This is a genomic window from Streptomyces sp. NPDC056231 (assembly GCF_048270745.1).
Taxonomy (GTDB): domain Bacteria; phylum Actinomycetota; class Actinomycetes; order Streptomycetales; family Streptomycetaceae; genus Streptomyces.
Genome location: NZ_JBLVKW010000015.1, coordinates 75089 through 93836 on the forward strand (window position 1 = coordinate 75089; position 18748 = coordinate 93836).

Consider the following 18748-nt stretch of genomic DNA (forward strand, 5'->3'; position numbering starts at 1 on the left):
ATTGGCCGACGGGTTCATGGACACATGACGCCAACGCGCGGATCCCAAAAAATGATTCACCCGCCACGTCCGTTTTTGCCGTTCGTTCGTCATACATGAGCGTATAAAAGCCTTCTGGGAGGTGACGAACATCGACAGGCGGACATTTTCCAAGATTCTCGCTGCAGGAACAGCCGGAGCATCGCTGTCGGCGCTCACGGCAACATCGGCCTCGGCACCCGGCCGGGAAGAGCCGATGGCGCACCTCATGGGCAAGCCGGGGAACACGCCCTTCGAATCAGTGAAGCAGATCAATGCCGGGGTCCTGAACATTGGATACGCCGAGGCCGGCCCCGCCAAGGGTCCCGTGGTCATCCTCCTGCACGGCTGGCCGTACGACATTCACAGTTATGTCGACGTGGCGCCTTTGTTGGCCGCCCGGGGCTACCGGGTGATCGTCCCGTATCTGCGCGGCCATGGCACAACGCGCTTCCTCTCCAGCAAGACGTTCCTGAATGCTCAGCAGTCGGTGTTTGCCGTCGACCTCATCGCGCTGATGGATGCACTGAAGATCAACAAGGCGATCATGGCCGGCTTCGACTGGGGATCACGGACGGCTGACATCATCGCGGCGCTCTGGCCCGAACGCTGCAAGGCGCTGGTCTCGGTGAGCGGCTATCTGATCACCAACCGCGAAACCAACAAAAAGCCGCTGCCGCCGAAGGCCGAGTGGGCGTGGTGGTATCAGTACTATTTCGCCACAGAAAGGGGCCGGCTCGGCCTTGCGCAGTACAGGCATGATTTCGCGAAACTGATCTGGCAGAACGTCTCCCCGACGTGGCATTTCGATGACGCAACATTCGAACGCACTGCGGCGGCCTTCGATAATTCGGATTGGGTCCCGATCGTGATCCACAACTATCGCTGGCGACTTGGCCTGGCCAAGGGCGATCCCCAATACGATCGGCTCGAAGAACGACTTGCCCAGAGCCCCGCCATCTCGCTGCCCACGATCACCCTTGACGGCGAGTTGGATCCCTTCACTCCTCCCGGGGGCGGCGCCAGTTATCGCAGCCATTTCACCGGCCCGTATGCCCACCGGACCCTGAAGGGCATCGGCCACAACGTGCCACAGGAAGCGCCGAAAGAATTCGTCGAATCGGTCGTCGAAGTCGACGGTTATTGATCGCGACCTGGAGTGGCCGTCTCCCCTCACCGCTGAACCACAGCGTGTCAGCCGTTCGTACCAGAACCTACAAGCGATTCGCAGGAGTTCCGGGCCAAGAGGGATCAGTCGATCGTTGAAGGCAATCGACCGCGCCGTCGCTCATCACAAAGGAGTTCGTCGACGGGGACAGCCCTTGGCTCCGTGGTGATCGCGCCGGGGCCGGAACCGTCAGACCCTCCTGACACGACGCACGTGAGGTCTCAGCCGCCCATCGTGCGGTCCGGCGCATGCGCGCAGAACACGGAGCGGTGCGGGGAGCCCACATCGCCCTGACGAAGCCCTCGAGTTGCGCGATGTGATGTGCAACCCCTTGCTGCCATCCCACGCCTTTGAGGCCGTCACTGGCTTGCGCACGTCGAGTTCCGCTCAAGTGGTGCCGAGTTTGTGATCGTGGCACGCTTCGCACTGACGCAGCCATCTGCCATTCCGGCGAGGGCGTTCCTCGGTCGCAAGTTGCCAATGCGACCATCCCTCACCACCGTCATCTCTGATCACCGGCGCAGAGGCGAAGGAGGCGCTTTGCCCACCGCGATCGTCCGCGTTCTCCGGACACCCGAACTGCGCAATAAGTTGCTCTTCACGCTCGGTATGATCCTCCTGTACCGCTTCGGCGCACACGTCCCGATCCCCGGGGTGAACTACGGAAACGTCCAGACCTGCACAGCACAGGCCGCCAACAGCCGTCTACTCGGTCTGTTGAACTTGTTCAGCGGCGGGGCACTGCTGCATATCGCAGTGTTCGCGCTCGGCATTCTGCCGTACATCACAGCCAGCATCATTCTTCAATTGCTGACCGTCGTCATCCCGAAGCTGGAGGCGCTCAAGAGAGAGGGCTCGGCGGGGCAGGCGAAGATCACCCAGTACACCCGCTACCTCACGATCGCGCTCGCCGTACTGCAGGGCACAGGCCTGGTCGCAACCGCCCGGAGCGGCGCCCTGTTCAGCGGCTGTCCAGTCGCCTCGGACATCGTGCCGGACAAGTCGATCTTCATCACCGCCACCATGGTGCTCACGATCGCCGCAGGAACAGCGTGCGTGATGTGGCTCGGCGAGCTGATCACGGACCGCGGTGTAGGCAACGGCATGTCGATCCTGGTATTCGTCTCGACCGCAGCCACTTTGCCCGGCACGCTGTGGGCCATCAAACAGAACGGCAAGATCGCCGGTGGCTGGATCAATTTCGGCAGCGTCATTGCCGTCGGATTCGTCATGGTGGGCCTGGTCGTCTTCGTCGAGCAGGCCCAGCGCCGCATCCCGGTGCAGTACACAAAGCGGGTGATCGGCCGGAAGTCCTACGGTCACGCGTCCACATACATCCCACTAAAAGTCAACCAGGCGGGTGTAGTTCCTGTCATTTTCGCATCGTCGCTGCTGTACATTCCACAGCTCATTGCACAGTTCGCCAGTTCGACCTCGGGGTGGAAGGCGTGGATCGAAAGCAACTTCGTCAAGGGTGACGACCCCTACTACGTAGCCACGTATTTCCTGCTGACGGTCTTCTTCGCATTCTTTTACGTGTCGATCACGTTCAACCCCGAAGAAGTCGCGGATAACATGACGAAATACGGTGGCTTCATTCCCGGAATCCGAGCCGGTCGACCCACCGCACGGTATCTGGGCTATGTCCTCAACCGGATGACGTGGCCGGGAGCTCTTTACCTGGGCGTGATCGCACTGGTACCAACAGTCGCCTTCGCGAGTTATGGCGGTGCCAGCAGCCTCAGCGGAACAAGCATCCTCATCATCGTGGGCGTGGGTCTGGAAACGGTAAAGCAGATCAACAGCCAGCTCCAGCAGCACGATTACGAAGGCTTTCTCCGCTGATTCCCGGCCAGGGGACGGGCGATCAGCTGGCGGTGTTCTGCATCGCCCGCCTGCACGCCCCCGCCCGCGTGGGCGGGCGGGTCCGGGTCGAAGACGACGGTGGCGGGCAGTGTGGCCGCGGCCCAGTGGTGGACGTGCGGTGGCCGGCTCGCCCTGGGGCGTGAAGGTCAGTTCCCCAGGAACCCGGACGGCTTTGCAGCGGCCGGGATCCTCCGTCCAGGACCTGGGCAGATACAACTCCCGGTTCACCGGGGCCCGCCCTTGGTCGTGGTCGGCGAACTGGAACCCGAGGGGTAATGCCTGGTCAGGGGCGGTGGGCTGCTTGTGCGCGGGCTGCCGTTATACGCAAGTACGGTGCTCGCAACGCGGTCACTCGAAGTCGAGACCATCCGCGCTCGGATCCAGAAGGGAAACGTCGAACCAACACCGTTCATCCGGACCGTGACAGCCGGGGAAATCCTCGAATCCATCACAGAGTTTCGCCGACGGATCTCCGGCGCACGACGTTAAACTCGCGACCCGTCCATCCGATTGAGACCGCGAGGTACCCGTGGCGCCCCTCAGCAAGCTCTATCTCCAGCTCGACGACGTCGAACTTCCGGACGTGATTCCTTACTCCCAGGTAAGCGCATGGGAATTGCGCTTTCTCTACCTGTTGGGACGTCATCGGCTGACTGGAGCGGGCAAGGTGATCGAGCTCGGGTCGGGCGGCGGCGGATCGACGTACGCGCTCGCACTCGGTCTGCAGGAGAACCCGGACTTCGACACGAAGACCAAAAAGCTGCACGCGTACGATTTCTTCCGGGTCGGGAAGGGCACCTTCGCCTCCGAGAAATTCTTCTCGGCCGGGACCGCCCCCGAGGACACCAACTCCTTTCTCGACGATTTCAAGGACAAGCTGAAGCCGTTCATCGACTTCATCGAGCTGCACCCCGGCGACATCTGGCAGACCTCTGACCCCGAGGACCACACCCCCATCGAGTTCCTGCACGTCGACATCGCCAAGACGGCACGGGTCTTCCGCTGTGTGGCTGAGCGCTTCCTGCCGCGCCTGGAGCCAGGGGCCGTTCTGCTGCACCAGGACTTCGCCAGCCCCCGGCTGCCGTGGCTGCACTACAGCACCGGGTTGCTGCTGCCGTACATCGAGATCGCCGGGCCGCCCATCCGCTCCACACTGGCCTTCGAGGTGATCAAGCCGATCCCGCAGGACGTGCTGCGGGCCCTAGCCGAGGACGCCTTCGACACCGACGAGAAGCTGAAGCTGATGTCGGACGTCCAGGATGCCGTCGACCGGGACTACACCGACGGGATCCCGTTCAAAGCCGTGATCGAACTCGCCAAGGCCTATGTCGCCCACTACGAGGGTGACCACCGCCGCGCCTGGAAGATAGCCAAGCCGCTGACCTCGAACGAATACCTGAGCCGGACCCGCAAGGACCACTTCGCCCAGTTGGAGAAGGCCCTGAACGCGGCCGAGCCCAGCGGTAGCGGATCCTCTGGTCTTGCCCGGCTGGTCAAGAAGGTGACGCGCAGGACGTAGCCGCCGGGTGGTGCGGGCTGCACCGAAACGCCCCCAGGATGGCGGCCGGAGCCGGTACCGGACCGGCACGTACCAGGGCGTGTTTCGAAAGTACCGCCTGCCCTCCAAGCTCCACGGCGAAGGGCGGTCACGTCATCCGTGGTGGATCAGCGCCCGCCGTCGGATGTGGTGCATCGCAAGGCGGAGGGGCGTCCTCACACTGGGTGTATTCGGGTGTTCCGACAACGCAGCGAGGTGCCGCAGCTGTCGTCGTGCGCCCGCCAGGGATTACGGGACAGGCCTGAGGCGAGGCCGCCGCCATCCCGGCCTGCGTCGCCGAGATCCCCATGCGACCGGTCAGGAATGGAGAAGCGAAACCTGCACCCCGTCCGTAGCGTGAAGCGCATGGATATCAAGCTTTCACAGTGCTTCATCGCCGTTGACGATCACGACAAGGCGCTCGCCTTCTACCAGGACGTTCTCGGCCTGGAGGTGCGCAACGACGTCGGGTTCGAGGGGATGCGCTGGGTGACCGTCGGCGCGCCGTCGCAGCCGGACGTGGAGATCGTCCTCGAGCCGCCGCTCGCGGACCCGAACGCCTCGCCCGCCGACAAGAAGGCCATGGCGGAACTGCTGTCGAAGGGCCTGCTGCGCGGTGTCATTTTCAGGACCGACGACTGCGACGCCGCCTTCGAGCGCATTCGCGCCGCGGGTGGCGAGGTGCTGCAGGAGCCGATCGACCAGCCGTACGGCGTCCGTGACTGCGCCTTCCGCGACCCGGCCGGCAACATGCTGCGCTTCAGCCAGCCTCGCAGGCAGTGAACTCCGGCCCCGCGAACCGGGCGCTACCTGCAGCGAACCCCGCGCGGCATCCAGGCCAAGGGCTGTCCCGTGATCCCTGACGGCAAGCGACGACAACTGCGGCACCTCGCCGCATTGTCGGAACATCCGAATACACCCGGTATGCGGACGCCCTCCGCCTGGCGACGCAGCGCATCCGACGCCACGCGGTTCCGCCAGGGATGTCGGCACAGCCCTTGAGCGCGAGGTGAACGAGATACCCGAACTCGAGGTGATGCGCGACGGTCGCTGGATAGTCTGACGCCTCGGCCGGGCGCGCCGCCTGGCCGAGACCCAGAGGCGCCGCTGGCCGAAGCGGCGTGGATGCCTTGGCTCTTGCGCCGAGCGCGACCCCGGCCGACGCCGCCGGTCTGGTGGACAACGCACCATTGCCGCAACCGCGCCGACGAAGGAGAACCAGGAGTACTCCTCGCAGCTGGTCAGATCGAGGCAGGCGACGCCGCTGGAGACCGCAAAGGCGGCCCCACCACCCAACAGATGGAGACACGATAAGCATGGCCAAGAGGACGGACACGCGGTCGACTGCGCTGCACGGTGCGGACAGCCACGATCTGATCCGCGTACACGGCGCGCGCGAGAACAACCTCAAGGACGTCAGCATCGAGATCCCGAAGCGCCGGTTGACGGTGTTCACCGGCGTCTCCGGCTCGGGCAAGAGTTCTCTGGTGTTCGACACGATCGCCGCGGAGTCGCAGCGGCTGATCAATGAGACATACAGCGCCTTCGTGCAGGGCTTCATGCCGACGCTGGCGCGGCCCGAAGTCGACGTACTCGAAGGGCTGACGACCGCGATCGTCGTCGACCAGCAGCGGATGGGTGCTGACCCCCGCTCCACGGTCGGCACCGCCACCGACGCCAACGCGATGCTGCGCATCCTCTTCAGCCGACTCGCCGATCCGCACATCGGCCCACCCAGCGCGTACGCCTTCAACGTCCCCTCGGTCCGGGCGAGCGGTGCGATCACCGTCGAGCGCGGCGCCAAGAAAGCGGTGAAAGCGACCTTCACCCGCACGGGCGGCATGTGCACGCGCTGCGAAGGCCGGGGCACGGTTTCCGACATCGACCTCACCCAGCTCTACGACGACTCCAAGTCGATCGCCGAGGGCGCGTTCACCATCCCCGGCTGGAAGTCGGACAGCTTCTGGACCGTGCGGGTCTACGCCGAGTCGGGCCTCCTCGACCCGAACAAGCCGATCTGCAAGTACACCAAGAAGGAGATGCAGGACTTCCTCTACCGGGAGCCGACCAAGGTGAAGGTCGAGGGCGTGAACCTCACCTACGAGGGGCTGATCCCCAAGATCCAGAAGTCGTTCCTGTCCAAGGACAAGGAGGCCCTGCAACCGCACATCCGGGCGTTCGTGGAGCGCGCGGTCACTTTCACCACCTGTCCTGAGTGCGACGGCACCCGGCTCAGCGAGGGTGCCCGGTCCTCGAAGATCAAGCGGATCAGCATCGCCGATGCCTGCGCGATGCAGATCAGCGACCTGGCCGATTGGGTCAGCGACCTCGACGAGCCGTCGGTGGCGCCGCTGCTCGCCGCGCTGCGGCACACTCTCGACTCGTTCGTGGAGATCGGCCTCGGCTACCTCTCACTCGACCGGCCGTCGGGCACGCTGTCAGGGGGCGAGGCTCAACGCGTCAAGATGATCCGCCACCTCGGCTCCTCGCTTACCGACGTCACCTACGTCTTCGACGAGCCCACCATCGGCCTGCACCCCCATGACATCCAGCGGATGAACAACTTGCTGCTGCGGCTGCGGGACAAGGGCAACACGGTGCTCGTAGTGGAGCACAAGCCGGAGACGATCGCGATCGCCGACCACGTCGTCGACCTCGGCCCCGGCGCCGGTAGTGGGGGCGGCAGCGTCTGCTTCGAGGGCACCGTCGAGGGGCTGCGGGCCGGCGGCACCATCACCGGCCGCCATCTCGACGACCGGGCCGCCCTCAAGGACACGGTGCGGACACCCACCGGCACGCTGGAGATCCGCGGCGCGACAGCGCACAACCTGCAGGGCGTCGACGTCGACATCCCGCTCGGGGTACTCACTGTCGTCACCGGCGTCGCCGGCTCCGGAAAAAGCTCACTCGTGCACGGGTCGATCCCCGCCGGCGCGGGTGTGGTCTCGATCGACCAGAGCGCCATCCGCGGCTCGCGACGGAGCAACCCGGCTACGTACACCGGACTGCTCGACCCGATCCGCAAGGCGTTCGCGAAGGCCAACGGCGTGAAGCCGGCGCTGTTCAGCGCCAACTCCGAGGGCGCCTGCCCCAGCTGTAACGGCGCCGGCGTCATCTACACCGACCTGGCGATGATGGCCGGCGTCGCCACCACCTGCGAGGAGTGCGAGGGGAAGCGGTACCAGGCATCGGTGCTGGACTACCACCTCGGCGGCCGCGACATCAGCGAGGTGCTGGCAATGTCGGTGACCGAGGCCGAGGAGTTCTTCGGCGCCGGAGAGGCACACACGCCGGCCGCGCACCGCGTCCTCGGCCGGCTCGCCGACGTCGGGCTCGGGTACCTCAGCCTCGGCCAGCCACTCACCACGCTGTCCGGCGGCGAGCGGCAGCGGCTCAAGCTGGCCACCCACATGGCTGAGAAGGGCGGTGTCTACATCCTCGACGAGCCGACCACCGGCCTGCACCTCGCCGACGTCGAGCACTTGCTCGGCCTGCTTGACCGACTCGTCGACTCCGGCAAGTCGGTCATCGTCGTCGAGCACCACCAGGCGGTCATGGCGCACGCCGACTGGATCATCGACCTCGGCCCCGGCGCCGGCCACGACGGCGGACGGATCGTCTTCGAGGGCACACCCGCCGACCTCGTCGCCGACCGTTCCACCCTCACCGGCGAGCACCTCGCGGCCTACGTCGGCACCTGACCGAGGCCCTCGCGGACACCCTGAGACGAGTTCTCTCACCTGTGTGAACTCGCCCCACTCGGTACCCGATATCGATCGCTTCCGGACAGTCGGACGGCCCTGCCGACGAAGGCCTTGCTGCTCGCTGTCCTCTTCAGGACCGACGACCGCGACGCCACCCTCGAGCGCATCCGCGCCGGGGGTGGCGAGGTGCTGCAGGAGCCGATCGAGCAGCCGTACGGTGTCCGCGCCGCGGAGCAGGCAGATGGACTCTTCCGGAGCGCTCTGGCGAACCGGCAGGGTGACGTTCGTCCGGAATCCCGGAACCTTGAGGCGGGGGAACGGAAAAAACGATGCCAGGCCACGCGAAGAGATACGGCTCAGCCACGTATCCCCAGGTTTCATGGCTGCTGGCATAGGCGGCTCGGGCGAATCCCCAATGAGCGCCTGCCCCACCGGTCCGCCACCGATGCTCTGCTCCGGAGAAAATCTCACCGTCTCCATCTGCTCGAGGCACCCTGGAATTTCGCATACGGAAATTGCCGCTCCAGCGATCACGCCTACCGCAGGCTGCGAGAAAGCACTCCAGCAGGGTCGTCATTTCGCCTACTCCTCACCGGGGATCGCTGCTCACCTCAACGGTGTGTCACGGATCGCTACAGCGGTGAAGCGCAACATCCTCCAAGCGAACCCTCGTGTCGCCCCCAGACCGACGGGCCCGCCCGACATAGGGTCGCATCGCTCCGTCGACGCACACGTGCAGAAACCATTGAGATCGGCGCGCGGCCGGGGTACCGCAGGTGAACTCGCCCGTCTCTCAACTCAGTGCGGCGCCGGCCGGATCAGCTGCCGCACTCGGCGGCCGCAATCGTCGCACGGAGCTGCTGCGCGTAGCCGACAGCCGTGAAGTCCGAGCTTACGCCGTCGACCAGGACCAGATCACTGATGGTCCGACCGGTGCGCAGGTGAATGATCTTCTGATACTCCGGCGAGTTGTACCACGCCTGCGCCGTCTCCATGTCGGGGAACTCGATCAGTACTACCGAGCCCGGCCATGCGCCCTCGAGGACCTGCACCTCGCCGTCAATTGCGAGCCACTTGCCTCCGTAGAGCGCAGTGGTGGCCTCGACCTGCTCCAGATAGGCCAGGTTCTCCTCCTCCGGCACGCCGGGGATGCGCAGGTGATTGACCAGATACGTCGACATGGATACCTCTCCTTGTGGCGATGCTCAACACCAGAGGCGCCGGATGCCAACAGCACCGCGCCCCGACCGGCCCGGTCGTGCCCCCTCTCCGCGGCAAGGCCGTCATTGCATTCCAACGCACGGACAACGGCCAAAAGGACCGGCCGATCCGTACGACACCATGCCCTTCCTCTTCCAGTCTGCTCTCGAACCCGTTCCTCACCAGTGTGCGTGAGTGAGTCCGGGACCCACTGCTGCGTACTGGGCGCATGCCGAACGGTGTTGGATGCACCGGGTTCCCGCTTTCGCTTCCCGCTCGGCGGCACGCCTCCAGGGGCCTGGTCCCTCGCGGGCCGGCGGGTTTCCTCACGCCCCTGGTCACCTGGTCCGGCCCAGGGCGTGTTTCGAAAGTCCCGCCTGCCGGGCGGCGTCTGGCACGCACGATCGCTCCGGTCGTGCGGGGGCGGTGCCACCCGTCGCCGGACCGGGTACCCGAGGGTGCGTCGCCCGATCGCGATATCGGCGACATTGTGACGGGACATGGCGCGGTGGGGGTGGTTACCAGCGGTTCCTGCCAGTGCTGGACACCCCACTGCGAGGTGCCGGCGGGGTCGACCGTGACAATGGTCAGGCCGTGTTCGGCGGCCATGGAGACCAGCCGGGCCTTGAGCCTGCCGGTCGGGATGCCGGAGATGAGCTGCCGGAACCGCTTGCGGCGGCCGTGCTTCTCGCGGGTCTTCTCGGTGGTGAAGTCGAGGTCTTCGATGCCGATCGCGGCGACACCGACACGCCCCGCCCAGTTGACCAACCGAGTGAGGGCGTGGCGGATCTGCACGTCGCGGTGACTGGCGGTCCCGGACGGAAGTCGAAGGCCCGGCATCCCGCGTCGCAGGCGGGTCGCGATGAGCAGCCGGTCGTACTCCACCTCGTCGCCGTCGGCCGGCAGCATCCACTTGGCAGTGCGGGAGCCGAGCGGGAATGCGTACCGTCGGCCGAACGGAACCGTGTGTTTCGTATCGGGCGGGCGCGAAGGCCGTACCCGTGTGGTGCTTACCCTGGGATTTCCGTGCGTTCCCACCATTCGTAGACGGGCATTTCCCCCTCCGCGGTCTCCTGGTGGCGCGTCGTTGCCTTGAAGTGCTCGTACCCGCCGCGGAACGGGATCTTGAGGTCCGATCCGGGCGTGGTGAGGGGAACGATGCGCTGGGGGAGGTCGTCAGGGCCGCCCTCAAGGACTGCCTTCGTTGCGTTGGTCATGACGAGAGTCTCCCTGGACAGTGGTCCGGCTCCTCCGAGACGCGCCGAAAGGCTCGCTGGGCGTCCCCTGCCGGTAGCGCCCCGTCGTCGGTCTGCGGCTCGCCGACGACGTACGTCACTCCGATGGGCGGTGCAGGGCCAGAAGCGCCTGGTCGTCCTGGCGTTTGCCGCCCGCATGACGTCGTACGTCGCCGACCAGTGCGTCGAGGGTCTGTGACGGCGTGGCACGTGTCCCGGCTCGCGCGCCGTGCCGGAGCAGGACGGGCAGACGGGCGGCTGCGTCGTAGAACGTGCCGGTGGCATCCCTGGACTCGGTGATTCCGTCCGTGTAGCAGAGCAGGGTCGAGCCGGGCGGGAACGAGAAGCTGTCGACCGGGAAGACCCAGTCCCCCAGCGCGATCATCCCCAGGGGAGGCGCTTCCTGCGAGGGTTCCAGGACTGTCGCGGTCCCGTGCACGTCGAGGAGCAACGGCGGCGGGTGGCCGCGGTTCACCATCCGTACGACATTCAGGTCGGTGGAGAACTCCGCGACCAGGGCGGTGGTGAAGCCCTCCTGTTGTTCCAGGCCCCCGCGCCGTCCTCCCTCGCGCAGCAGGGCCCGTTCCAGCGCAAGCACGAGCTGCGCGAGATCCTCGGCCTCGTCCGCGGCGTACCGGAAGGCGCCGATGTCCGCGCAGACCGCATTCACCGCGCCCAGCCCCTTACCGCGCACGTCTCCGACCATGAGTCGGGTGCCGTGCGGGGTGCTCTGCACGACGTACAGATCCCCGCCGATCAGGGCCTCGTTCTCGGCGGGCACATAGCGTGCCGCAATCTCCAGACCGTCCAGCCGTGACGGTGGGCGGGGCATTACTGCCCGCTGTGCCACGGCCGCGACGTGGAGTGCGCGCCTGGTCCTGGCGTGCTGACGGTGCAGGGTGCGGTTGATGAGGACGGCGAGCACGGTGACAGCCAGGAGAGTGACCTGGTTGGGAACGCCGTGGTGCCAGCCGAGGGTGCCGTCCACTCTCGCCAGCCCGGCGTGTACCGCCATCGACACGAGTCCCACTGCGACAATGCCCCCGGGCATCAGAAGCGGAGCGGCCGAGACCGGCGCCACCATCAGAAGCGGGGCGGACGTCACATCGGGCGGCGTCGCCAGGTCGATCACCACGGCCAGCACGATGACACAGGCCGGGATCCACAGGGCTCTACTCTGCTGCACCACTCCCTCACGTTCCCCGGAAGGCGCGCACGCCGCATCCCGGACGGCGCGAAATGTGGTCGCCGGCGGGGTTGCCGCGAAACTCCCGGAGTACGTCGGCGGTAGGTCTCCCGGTCAAGGCTTGGTGGCCGCCCGCCACGTCGACCGCGCTTTCGCCGGTGACGCGGTTGGTCGCTCTCCTCGGGGATCGTGTGCGCGATGCCGCGCTCGCGGGCAGGTCCCGACCAGGTTGCTCACGCCGGCACGATCGGATATAGGAAGGCAGACAGCAGACATGGCCTGGCGTATGCCTGTATTCGCCTGGCCGGCTTCCGCCGCCCATTGCCTCGCGAGGCGGGTAGGTCCGGAAACCGATATGCGGGCACGGCCGCGGGACGGGGAAGAGCACCACGAAGGCCTGGGCGGGGACACAGCAGCCCTCACCCCGGTCCTCCCGGCGTTCCCGACGGGTCAAGCGATCATGAACTCCTTGACCCGTAGTGCGCGTTCGACGATCCGTACGTCGCCGATCCAGCCGTGCATCAGCTGATCGAGAGCGCCGCCGTACTCGTACGCGCCGAGCAACCACGGCAAGCCGGCCGTGGCCAGCCCAACGGTCCGGGTGTCGGGGTTACGAGCGACGACGCACCCGTCGATGTACATCGTGGTGTGCGATCCGTCGTTGACGACGGCGACGTGCCACCACCGTTCACGCTGCAGTTCATGGCTCCAGTTGGTGACGACCCCCGGCTGGTTCAGTGGCGCGGCTGCCCATTGCAGCCCGGGCCCGTCCGACAAGGACAGAGTGGCCACAGGCTCGTCCGGGTCGCCGGTCGTCTTGCCTGCGGAGCCGAGCGTGCCCCGTCGGCCCAGGACACCGCCCCAGGCGTGGCGTCCGGCATCCCAGTCAGCAGGCAGCCGGAGGAAGGCCTCAATGGTGTATCCGGAGCGGAATGTCTTGGTGTTGAGGGGGGCGTTGTTCTCCGTGGACAGGTATGAGCCGCGGAGTGGTCCCTTCTCTCCGCCGAAGTAGAGGCTGCCGTGACCCGGTTGGTCCGGGTGGTGGTCGTCCGACCAGCGCAGTGTGTCCGGCTCGCTGCCGGCAACGGTCCGGCGCAGCAGGTCGTTGCGGCCTCCGGACAGGTCGGGGACGCGCAGGGCCGCGTCGGCGGCGGAGCCGTCCGGGTGCGTCGGGGAATCGAAGCGCCAGTATGCGACAGTGCCGGGTATCAGTAGTTGCTCGGCGGGGCGGGGTTGACGTGCGGGGACGGGTGCGAAGCCGGCGAATCTGCGCTCGAAGTCGAGGGGGATGCTGAAGCGGTCCTGCGGGCCGGTCAGTTCGATCTCGGCGCGTTCCAGGTCGTTGAGCTTTCCGCCGGCACGACCGAGGATCCACGGGGAGATCGTCTCTACGTCGATGGTGTTCCTGGCGAGGTCGAAGCGGTAGAGACGGATCATCGCGCTGCCACCGTAGTAGCGGTTCTGGTAGTTGGTGATGTGCAGATGGACGTCGTTGCCCGCGATGTTCTTGCGAATGGTGCGCCCGGCGGGCCAGTAGTGGCCGTTGAGGGTGAGGAAGATCTGGTCGTGCCCTGCTATCAGCTCGTCCCACAGATGCTTTCCGTGACCGGAGAATTCGGCCTCGTCGCCGTCCGCGTTCGCGTACACCAGTTCATGCGTAGTGAGGATGACCGGCGTGTTCGGATGTCCCGCGATGACGTCCCTCGCCCAGGCGAGCCCGGCTGTCGACGGCCGCCAGTCGAGCGCCAGCACCAGCCACTCGCGCCCCGCGGCGCGGAACAGGTGGTACGTGTTGTAGCCGTCCGGCGTTGCGCCGCCGAACGTCGTTAGGCGTCGCATGCGTTGGGGGCCGAAGGTGTCCAGGTACGGGGTGCGGCCGCGTCGGTCGTCGGTGGAGGACTTGATGTCATGGTTGCCCGCGACGACGCTATAACCCACGTGTTGCCGGTCGAGAAGGGCGAACGCCTCGCCGATGGGCCCGAATTCGTCCGGGTGGCCACTTTCGGTCAAGTCGCCAAGATGGGACAGAAATACGATGTTCTCGTCGCGCCCGTGATCGAGGACGTAACGCAACGAGGCCTCGACCGGGGCCCTGTTGATGCTGGCCCCGTCGAAGAGGTACTGGGTGTCCGGCATGACGACGACGGTGAATCTCGCGTCGTCCGGGTCAGGGCGCCACCTGCTGCCGGCAGCGGTGTTCTGGTGTGGCAGGGCTGCAGCGGGGCCGGCGCCCGCGAGACCTGCGGTGGCGATCGCGGCGCCGCCGACCGCGGTGGCGCGCAGAAACGTACGGCGCGCGGCGGCAGGCAGGAGCGGACCGTCGGGCTGGTGGAGCGGGCTGCACATGAAATTCTCCGCGGAGGACGAGCGTCGGGGGACCAACTGCAAGCTAGCTGCGGCAAGTGGGGAGAAGCTGGGCCTCAGCGGCAACAACTGCGCGGCGAGTACATGAATGGGAGGAGCGGCTTCCGGTCGCGGCACCGAATCCTGGCGCGACCTCGGCGTACGCGGTGGTGGTGGCGTCGTGCGCGGCAGCCGGGGTGGGGTGGACGAGTCCGACTGTGAGCAGTCCGCAGAGGATCACCGCGGCGGCGAGGACGGTCGCGGGCCGTTCATGCCTCTCCCCCGTGCCGGACGTCCCGACCACTGCTTTCCCACCCGGTGCCCGCACCGCCGAACCTCTTCATCAGGCGGCGTGCCGAGAGGGCCGGTGTGGTGGGCCGGACGAAACGGCCCGTGCCCGTCCTCGGTACGGGGATGTCATCCGGTACTCCGGCCCGCGTGCGGACGTACGCTGAGACAGACCGGTCCGGTATCGGCTGGGCTACGGGTGCAAGGTGACGGTCCTCCACCGGCCCGGCCGGTGAACCGGACCGGGGGACGCATGGATCCTTGGAGCCTCGCCCGGTGGACCGCCGCAGAGGTCCTGACGGACACCTCGATCAGCACCCTCGCGCAGGAGGACTTCGTGACCACTCCACCCGCCCCTGCCGTCGAGCGCCGTCACCCGGTGCCGGACGCCACCCTCACCTGGGAGCCGAGCGAGCGCCGAGTACGCGGCAAGAAGGGCACGACCGTCGTCGTCGACAGCCGCCGCCCGGTCCTCGTGTGGGAACCCGGCCATGCCGTACCGCTCTACGCCTTCCCCCGGGACGACGTCCGCACCGATCTGCTCCGCCCGGCGGCCGACCCCGCCATGGGCGCGCACTCGGGCTCCACGGTCTTCTACGACCTCGTCGTGGACGGCGTCGCGGAGCCCAACGCCGCATGGACCTTTCCGGGCGCCGAGCTCGCCGGACACATCGCCTTCGAGTGGTTCGGACGCGTCGGCGTAGGTCCCGATCACTGGTACGAGGAGGACGAAGAGATCTTTGTCCATCCCCGCGACCCGTACTCACGGGTGGACGCGCTCCGCAGCTCTCGGCACGTGCAGATCGAGATCGACGGAACGCTCGTCGCGGACACCCGAAGCCCGGTACTTCTCTTCGAGACGCGCCTGCCTGTCCGCTACTACATCCCCCGCGAGGACGTCCGCCTTGACCTGTTCACCCCGACCGACCTGCGTACGGGATGCCCGTACAAGGGGACGGCCGCATACTGGTCCCTGACCGACCCGGACAGCGATTCACCGGCGCACGTGGCGTGGAGCTACCCCGACCCCGTCCCGGCCGCAGGTGCGGTCAAGGATCTCATCGCGTTCTACAACGAAGCCGTCGACATCATCGTGGACGGCGAGCGGTTGGAACGCCCGGCCACCGGCTTCACTCGGCGTCCGGGCGCATGACGGCAGGCCGCATCGGGCTCGTGCGAGCCCGATGCGGCGTCGTCGCCCTGGAGCCGGCGCCCGCGCACGACTCGTACGCATCCTCAACGGCAACGGGCACGGGAATACAAGGGGCCGTGTGATCGTGGGGCGTCTGCGCGATCCGCAGGAGCACAGCGGCGTGGTCAGGGCTGCGGCGGCCGGTCCTCGCCCCGCTCAGAACCGAGCTCGTCCTTGAGCTTGTCCTGGGCCGTGTCGACCTGGCCGGTGTACTTTCCCTGCGTCTTGGTGTCGATGGCGTCGCCCGCCTTGTCGATGCCCTTTTCCGCCTTGTCCTCATGGCCCTTCAGCATGTGCTTGATCTTGTCCATCATGGACATGGGTCCTCCTCAGCGAGTCACCCCCACCTCTCCAGGGTCGCCACACAGCGCCGGTCCCGCATCCGCGCAAGCCGTCCGCAGGACCGTCGGATCAGCAGATCCGGGGCAGCTGCTCCCCGATCGGCAGGTCGACCACGCGCGTCCCGCCGAGCCCGGTGCGGGCCACGACCATGCCAGGATGCGCCTCCACGGCCTCGCCGATCACGGTCGCCTCCGCTCCCAGTGGATGCGCCCGCATCGCCTCCAGAACGGCTTCGGCGTGCTCACGGGGGACGAACGCGACGAGTTTGCCCTCGTTGGCCACGTACATCGGGTCCAGGCCCAGGACGGCGCAGGCGTTGGCCACGGCCGGCGGGACGGGAACGTTGCGCTCCTGAACAACGACACCGGTGCCGGAGGCCACCGCGATCTCATTGAGCGCCGCGGCCAGTCCGCCACGTGTGGGGTCGCGCAGGACATGGAGGTCCGGGGTGACCGCGAGCATGGTCTCCACCAGCCCGCCCAGCGCCGCGCAGTCGCTCTCGATCTCCACCCCGAACTCGAGACCCTCGCGCACACTCATGATCGCCACGCCGTGCGCGCCGATCGCCCCGCTCGCGATCACGACGTCGCCCGGGACCACTCGCTGGGGACACAGATCGACGCCGGCCGGGACGAGGCCGATCCCGGCGGTGTTGATGAAGATGCCGTCGCCATGACCGGCGTCCACGACCTTGGTGTCGCCGGTCACCACCTCGACGCCCGCGGTGCGCGCCGCTGCACCCAGCGCGTCGGCCACGCGCGCGACGACCGAAAGCTCGACGCCCTCCTCCAGAATGAACCCGCAGGAGAGGTAGGCGGCCCTGGCACCGCTCATGGCCAGGTCGTTGACCGTGCCGTTGACCGCGAGGTCGCCGATGCTGCCGCCGGGGAAGAACAGTGGCCGCACGACGTACGAGTCCGTGGAGAAGGCCAGCCGGGCGCCGCCCAGCGACACCACGGCTGAGTCGGCCAGTTGCGCAAGCACGCCGCCCCCGTAGGCGGGCGCGAAGACGTGCTGGACCAGTTCGGCCGAGAGTGCGCCGCCGCCGCCGTGGCCCATCACCACCCGCGGCTGGTCGCGCAGCGGTGCGGGGCAGGTCCACGCCGTGAGGTCGAGTACGGGCGCCTCGCCGGGGCCGCCCGCGGTCGCGGTGACGGCGGTGTTCAGTGCTTCGGTGGTCTCAGGCAACGGGGCTCGTCTCCCTGGGTGCGGTCCTGATGTCCAGGCGCCGGTAGAGGTAGTACGCGGCGCAGGCGCCCTCGCTGGAGACCATGGTGGCCCCGAGCGGGTTTCGCGGGGTGCAGGTGGTGCCGAACGCCTCGCACTCGTGGGGCTTCAGCAGTCCTTGCAGGACTTCACCGCTGCGGCATTCGGCGGGCTCCTTGGTGTCGATGCCGGTGACGGAGAAGCGGTACTCGGCGTCGTAGTCCCGGTAGCGGGTGGAGAGCCGCCAGCCGCTGTCGGGGATGGTGCCGATGCCGCGCCAGGCGCGGTCGGTGACTTCGAAGACGTCGTCCAGCATGGTGAGCGCCGCGGGGTTCCCGTCCGGGTGCACGGCGCGCGGGTACGCGTTTTCCACGGTGTGCTCACCGCGTTCCAGCTGCAGGACGGTCCGCCGTACGCCTTCGAGGATGTCCAGCGGCTCGAAACCGGTGACCACAATGGGGACCTGGAACCGTTCGGCCAGCTCCGGGTACTCCCGCATGCCCATCACACTGCACACATGGCCGGCGGCCAGGAACCCCTGCACCCGGCAGCTCGGCGACTGCATGATCGCCTCGATGGCCGGGGGAACCCGTACATGGGACACCAGCAGGCTGAAGTTCGGGATGCCGAGCCTGCGCGCCTGATACACCGTCATGGCATTGGGCGGTGCGGTGGTCTCGAATCCGATCCCGAAGAAGACCACCTCACGGTCGGGGTTCTGCTGGGCGACCTTCAGGGCGTCGAGCGGCGAGTACACGATCCGCACGTCGCCGCCCTCGCTGCGAACCCGGAACAGGTCACGGCCGGTTCCGGGGACCCGGAGCATGTCCCCGAACGAGCAAAAAATCACCTCGGGGCGGGAGGCGATCTCCAGTGCCTTGTCGATGACCTCCAGCGGTGTGACGCAGACGGGACAGCCCGGACCATGGATCAGTTCGACCTGCTCCGGCAGGAGTTGGTCGATGCCGTGCCGGATGATGGTGTGCGTCTGTCCGCCACAGACCTCCATCAGCGCCCACGGACGGGTCACGATGGAGTGGATGTCGTCCAGCAGTCGGCGCGCCAGGTCCGGGTTCTGGAATTCTTCGATGTACTTCACTGCTGAACCTCCTGCGGCGCCTCGGCGCCACCGGTCGGGGACGTTCCGCCGGCCTCTGCCGCCAGTTCCCACGGATCTCCGAACTCTTCCTGAAGCAGACCGAGTTCGGTGAAGAGGGTGAGCGTCTTCCGCGCCGACTCCTCGTCGAGTCGCTGCAGGGCGAACCCCACATGGACGATGGCGTATTCACCGACCTGGAGGTCCGGCAGATATTCCAGACACACTTCCTTGACCACGCCGCCGAAGTCGACGGTGGCCATCCGGGTACCGTCGCGTTCCTCGATGTCCATCACTCTGCCGGGTACCGCCAGGCACATGGCTGCTCCTTGCTGTGGGGGCGTTGCCCGGCTCCGCCGGGCAGGAC

The 18748-nt window shown here is 67.0% G+C and carries 14 protein-coding genes and 2 pseudogenes; 7 read left to right on the top strand and 9 right to left on the bottom strand.

Annotated elements, in window-relative coordinates; translation table 11 throughout:
- Positions 1 to 121 precede the first annotated feature (121 nt).
- The 6 genes and pseudogenes from ACNPQM_RS15020 to ACNPQM_RS15045 form a co-directional block, all read left to right on the top strand.
- Positions 122 to 1165, top strand: a complete 1044-nt coding sequence (locus tag ACNPQM_RS15020; protein WP_418084372.1) for an alpha/beta fold hydrolase — start codon at positions 122 to 124, stop codon at positions 1163 to 1165.
- Positions 1166 to 1726: 561 nt separating this feature from the next.
- Positions 1727 to 3031 (top strand): preprotein translocase subunit SecY, encoded by a 1305-nt coding sequence (gene secY, locus ACNPQM_RS15025; protein WP_418084373.1) that lies wholly within the window; start codon positions 1727 to 1729, stop codon positions 3029 to 3031.
- Positions 3032 to 3581: 550 nt separating this feature from the next.
- On the top strand, positions 3582 to 4571 hold the full coding sequence (locus ACNPQM_RS15030) for a class I SAM-dependent methyltransferase (protein WP_418084374.1): 990 nt from the start codon (positions 3582 to 3584) through the stop codon (positions 4569 to 4571).
- 384 nt (positions 4572 to 4955) lie between these two features.
- Positions 4956 to 5372: a VOC family protein gene (locus ACNPQM_RS15035; protein ID WP_418084375.1), complete on the top strand. Its 417-nt coding sequence runs from the start codon at positions 4956 to 4958 to the stop codon at positions 5370 to 5372.
- A 527-nt stretch (positions 5373 to 5899) separates the two neighbouring features.
- Positions 5900 to 8290: an ATP-binding cassette domain-containing protein gene (locus ACNPQM_RS15040; protein ID WP_418084423.1), complete on the top strand. Its 2391-nt coding sequence runs from the start codon at positions 5900 to 5902 to the stop codon at positions 8288 to 8290.
- Positions 8291 to 8389: 99 nt separating this feature from the next.
- Positions 8390 to 8563 (top strand): annotated as a pseudogene (locus ACNPQM_RS15045) (VOC family protein); the annotation flags it as partial.
- Positions 8564 to 9111: 548 nt separating this feature from the next.
- Here the strand turns inward: ACNPQM_RS15045 and ACNPQM_RS15050 are convergent.
- The 5 genes and pseudogenes from ACNPQM_RS15050 to ACNPQM_RS15070 form a co-directional block, all read right to left on the bottom strand.
- The gene (locus ACNPQM_RS15050) at positions 9112 to 9474 is read right to left on the bottom strand and encodes a DUF1330 domain-containing protein (RefSeq protein ID WP_418084376.1); all 363 of its coding nucleotides are present in this window, start codon (positions 9472 to 9474) and stop codon (positions 9112 to 9114) included.
- A gap of 203 nt (positions 9475 to 9677) precedes the next feature.
- Positions 9678 to 10312, bottom strand: a pseudogene (locus tag ACNPQM_RS15055) (IS200/IS605 family accessory protein TnpB-related protein); the annotation flags it as partial.
- A gap of 191 nt (positions 10313 to 10503) precedes the next feature.
- Positions 10504 to 10710: a DUF5988 family protein gene (locus ACNPQM_RS15060; RefSeq protein ID WP_418084377.1), complete on the bottom strand. Its 207-nt coding sequence runs from the start codon at positions 10708 to 10710 to the stop codon at positions 10504 to 10506.
- Between the two features lie 115 nt (positions 10711 to 10825).
- The gene (locus ACNPQM_RS15065; RefSeq protein ID WP_418084378.1) at positions 10826 to 11917 is read right to left on the bottom strand and encodes a PP2C family protein-serine/threonine phosphatase; all 1092 of its coding nucleotides are present in this window, start codon (positions 11915 to 11917) and stop codon (positions 10826 to 10828) included.
- Between the two features lie 447 nt (positions 11918 to 12364).
- Positions 12365 to 14260 (bottom strand): LamG-like jellyroll fold domain-containing protein, encoded by a 1896-nt coding sequence (locus ACNPQM_RS15070; RefSeq protein WP_418084379.1) that lies wholly within the window; start codon positions 14258 to 14260, stop codon positions 12365 to 12367.
- 538 nt (positions 14261 to 14798) lie between these two features.
- Between ACNPQM_RS15070 and ACNPQM_RS15075 the strand changes: the two genes are divergently transcribed.
- On the top strand, positions 14799 to 15698 hold the full coding sequence (locus ACNPQM_RS15075) for a DUF427 domain-containing protein (RefSeq protein WP_358859241.1): 900 nt from the start codon (positions 14799 to 14801) through the stop codon (positions 15696 to 15698).
- 164 nt (positions 15699 to 15862) lie between these two features.
- Here ACNPQM_RS15075 and ACNPQM_RS15080 read toward each other — a convergent pair whose 3' ends face one another.
- From ACNPQM_RS15080 to ACNPQM_RS15095, 4 genes are all read right to left on the bottom strand, one after another.
- Entirely contained in the window at positions 15863 to 16057 is a 195-nt protein-coding gene (locus ACNPQM_RS15080) for an antitoxin (RefSeq protein ID WP_358859242.1), read from the bottom strand.
- Positions 16058 to 16148: 91 nt separating this feature from the next.
- Positions 16149 to 17267 carry a hydrogenase expression/formation protein HypE gene (gene hypE / locus ACNPQM_RS15085; protein WP_418084380.1) on the bottom strand — a complete coding sequence of 373 codons (1119 nt, stop codon included), beginning with the start codon at positions 17265 to 17267 and terminating at the stop codon, positions 16149 to 16151.
- Positions 17260 to 18384, bottom strand: a complete 1125-nt coding sequence (hypD, locus tag ACNPQM_RS15090; protein WP_418084381.1) for a hydrogenase formation protein HypD — start codon at positions 18382 to 18384, stop codon at positions 17260 to 17262. The genes hypE and hypD overlap by 8 nt, the downstream gene beginning before the upstream one ends.
- Positions 18381 to 18701: a HypC/HybG/HupF family hydrogenase formation chaperone gene (locus ACNPQM_RS15095; RefSeq protein WP_418084382.1), complete on the bottom strand. Its 321-nt coding sequence runs from the start codon at positions 18699 to 18701 to the stop codon at positions 18381 to 18383. Before ACNPQM_RS15095 ends, hypD begins: the two co-directional genes overlap by 4 nt.
- Positions 18702 to 18748 lie beyond the last annotated feature (47 nt).

Coding starts and splice junctions, on each gene's coding strand:
- ACNPQM_RS15035 (WP_418084375.1), top strand. CDS start 4,956: ATGGATATCAAGCTTTCACAGTGCTTCATCGCCGTTGACGATCACGAC.
- ACNPQM_RS15050 (WP_418084376.1), bottom strand. CDS start 9,474: ATGTCGACGTATCTGGTCAATCACCTGCGCATCCCCGGCGTGCCGGAG.
- ACNPQM_RS15060 (WP_418084377.1), bottom strand. CDS start 10,710: ATGACCAACGCAACGAAGGCAGTCCTTGAGGGCGGCCCTGACGACCTC.
- ACNPQM_RS15070 (WP_418084379.1), bottom strand. CDS start 14,260: ATGTGCAGCCCGCTCCACCAGCCCGACGGTCCGCTCCTGCCTGCCGCC.
- ACNPQM_RS15075 (WP_358859241.1), top strand. CDS start 14,799: ATGGATCCTTGGAGCCTCGCCCGGTGGACCGCCGCAGAGGTCCTGACG.
- ACNPQM_RS15080 (WP_358859242.1), bottom strand. CDS start 16,057: ATGTCCATGATGGACAAGATCAAGCACATGCTGAAGGGCCATGAGGAC.
- ACNPQM_RS15095 (WP_418084382.1), bottom strand. CDS start 18,701: ATGTGCCTGGCGGTACCCGGCAGAGTGATGGACATCGAGGAACGCGAC.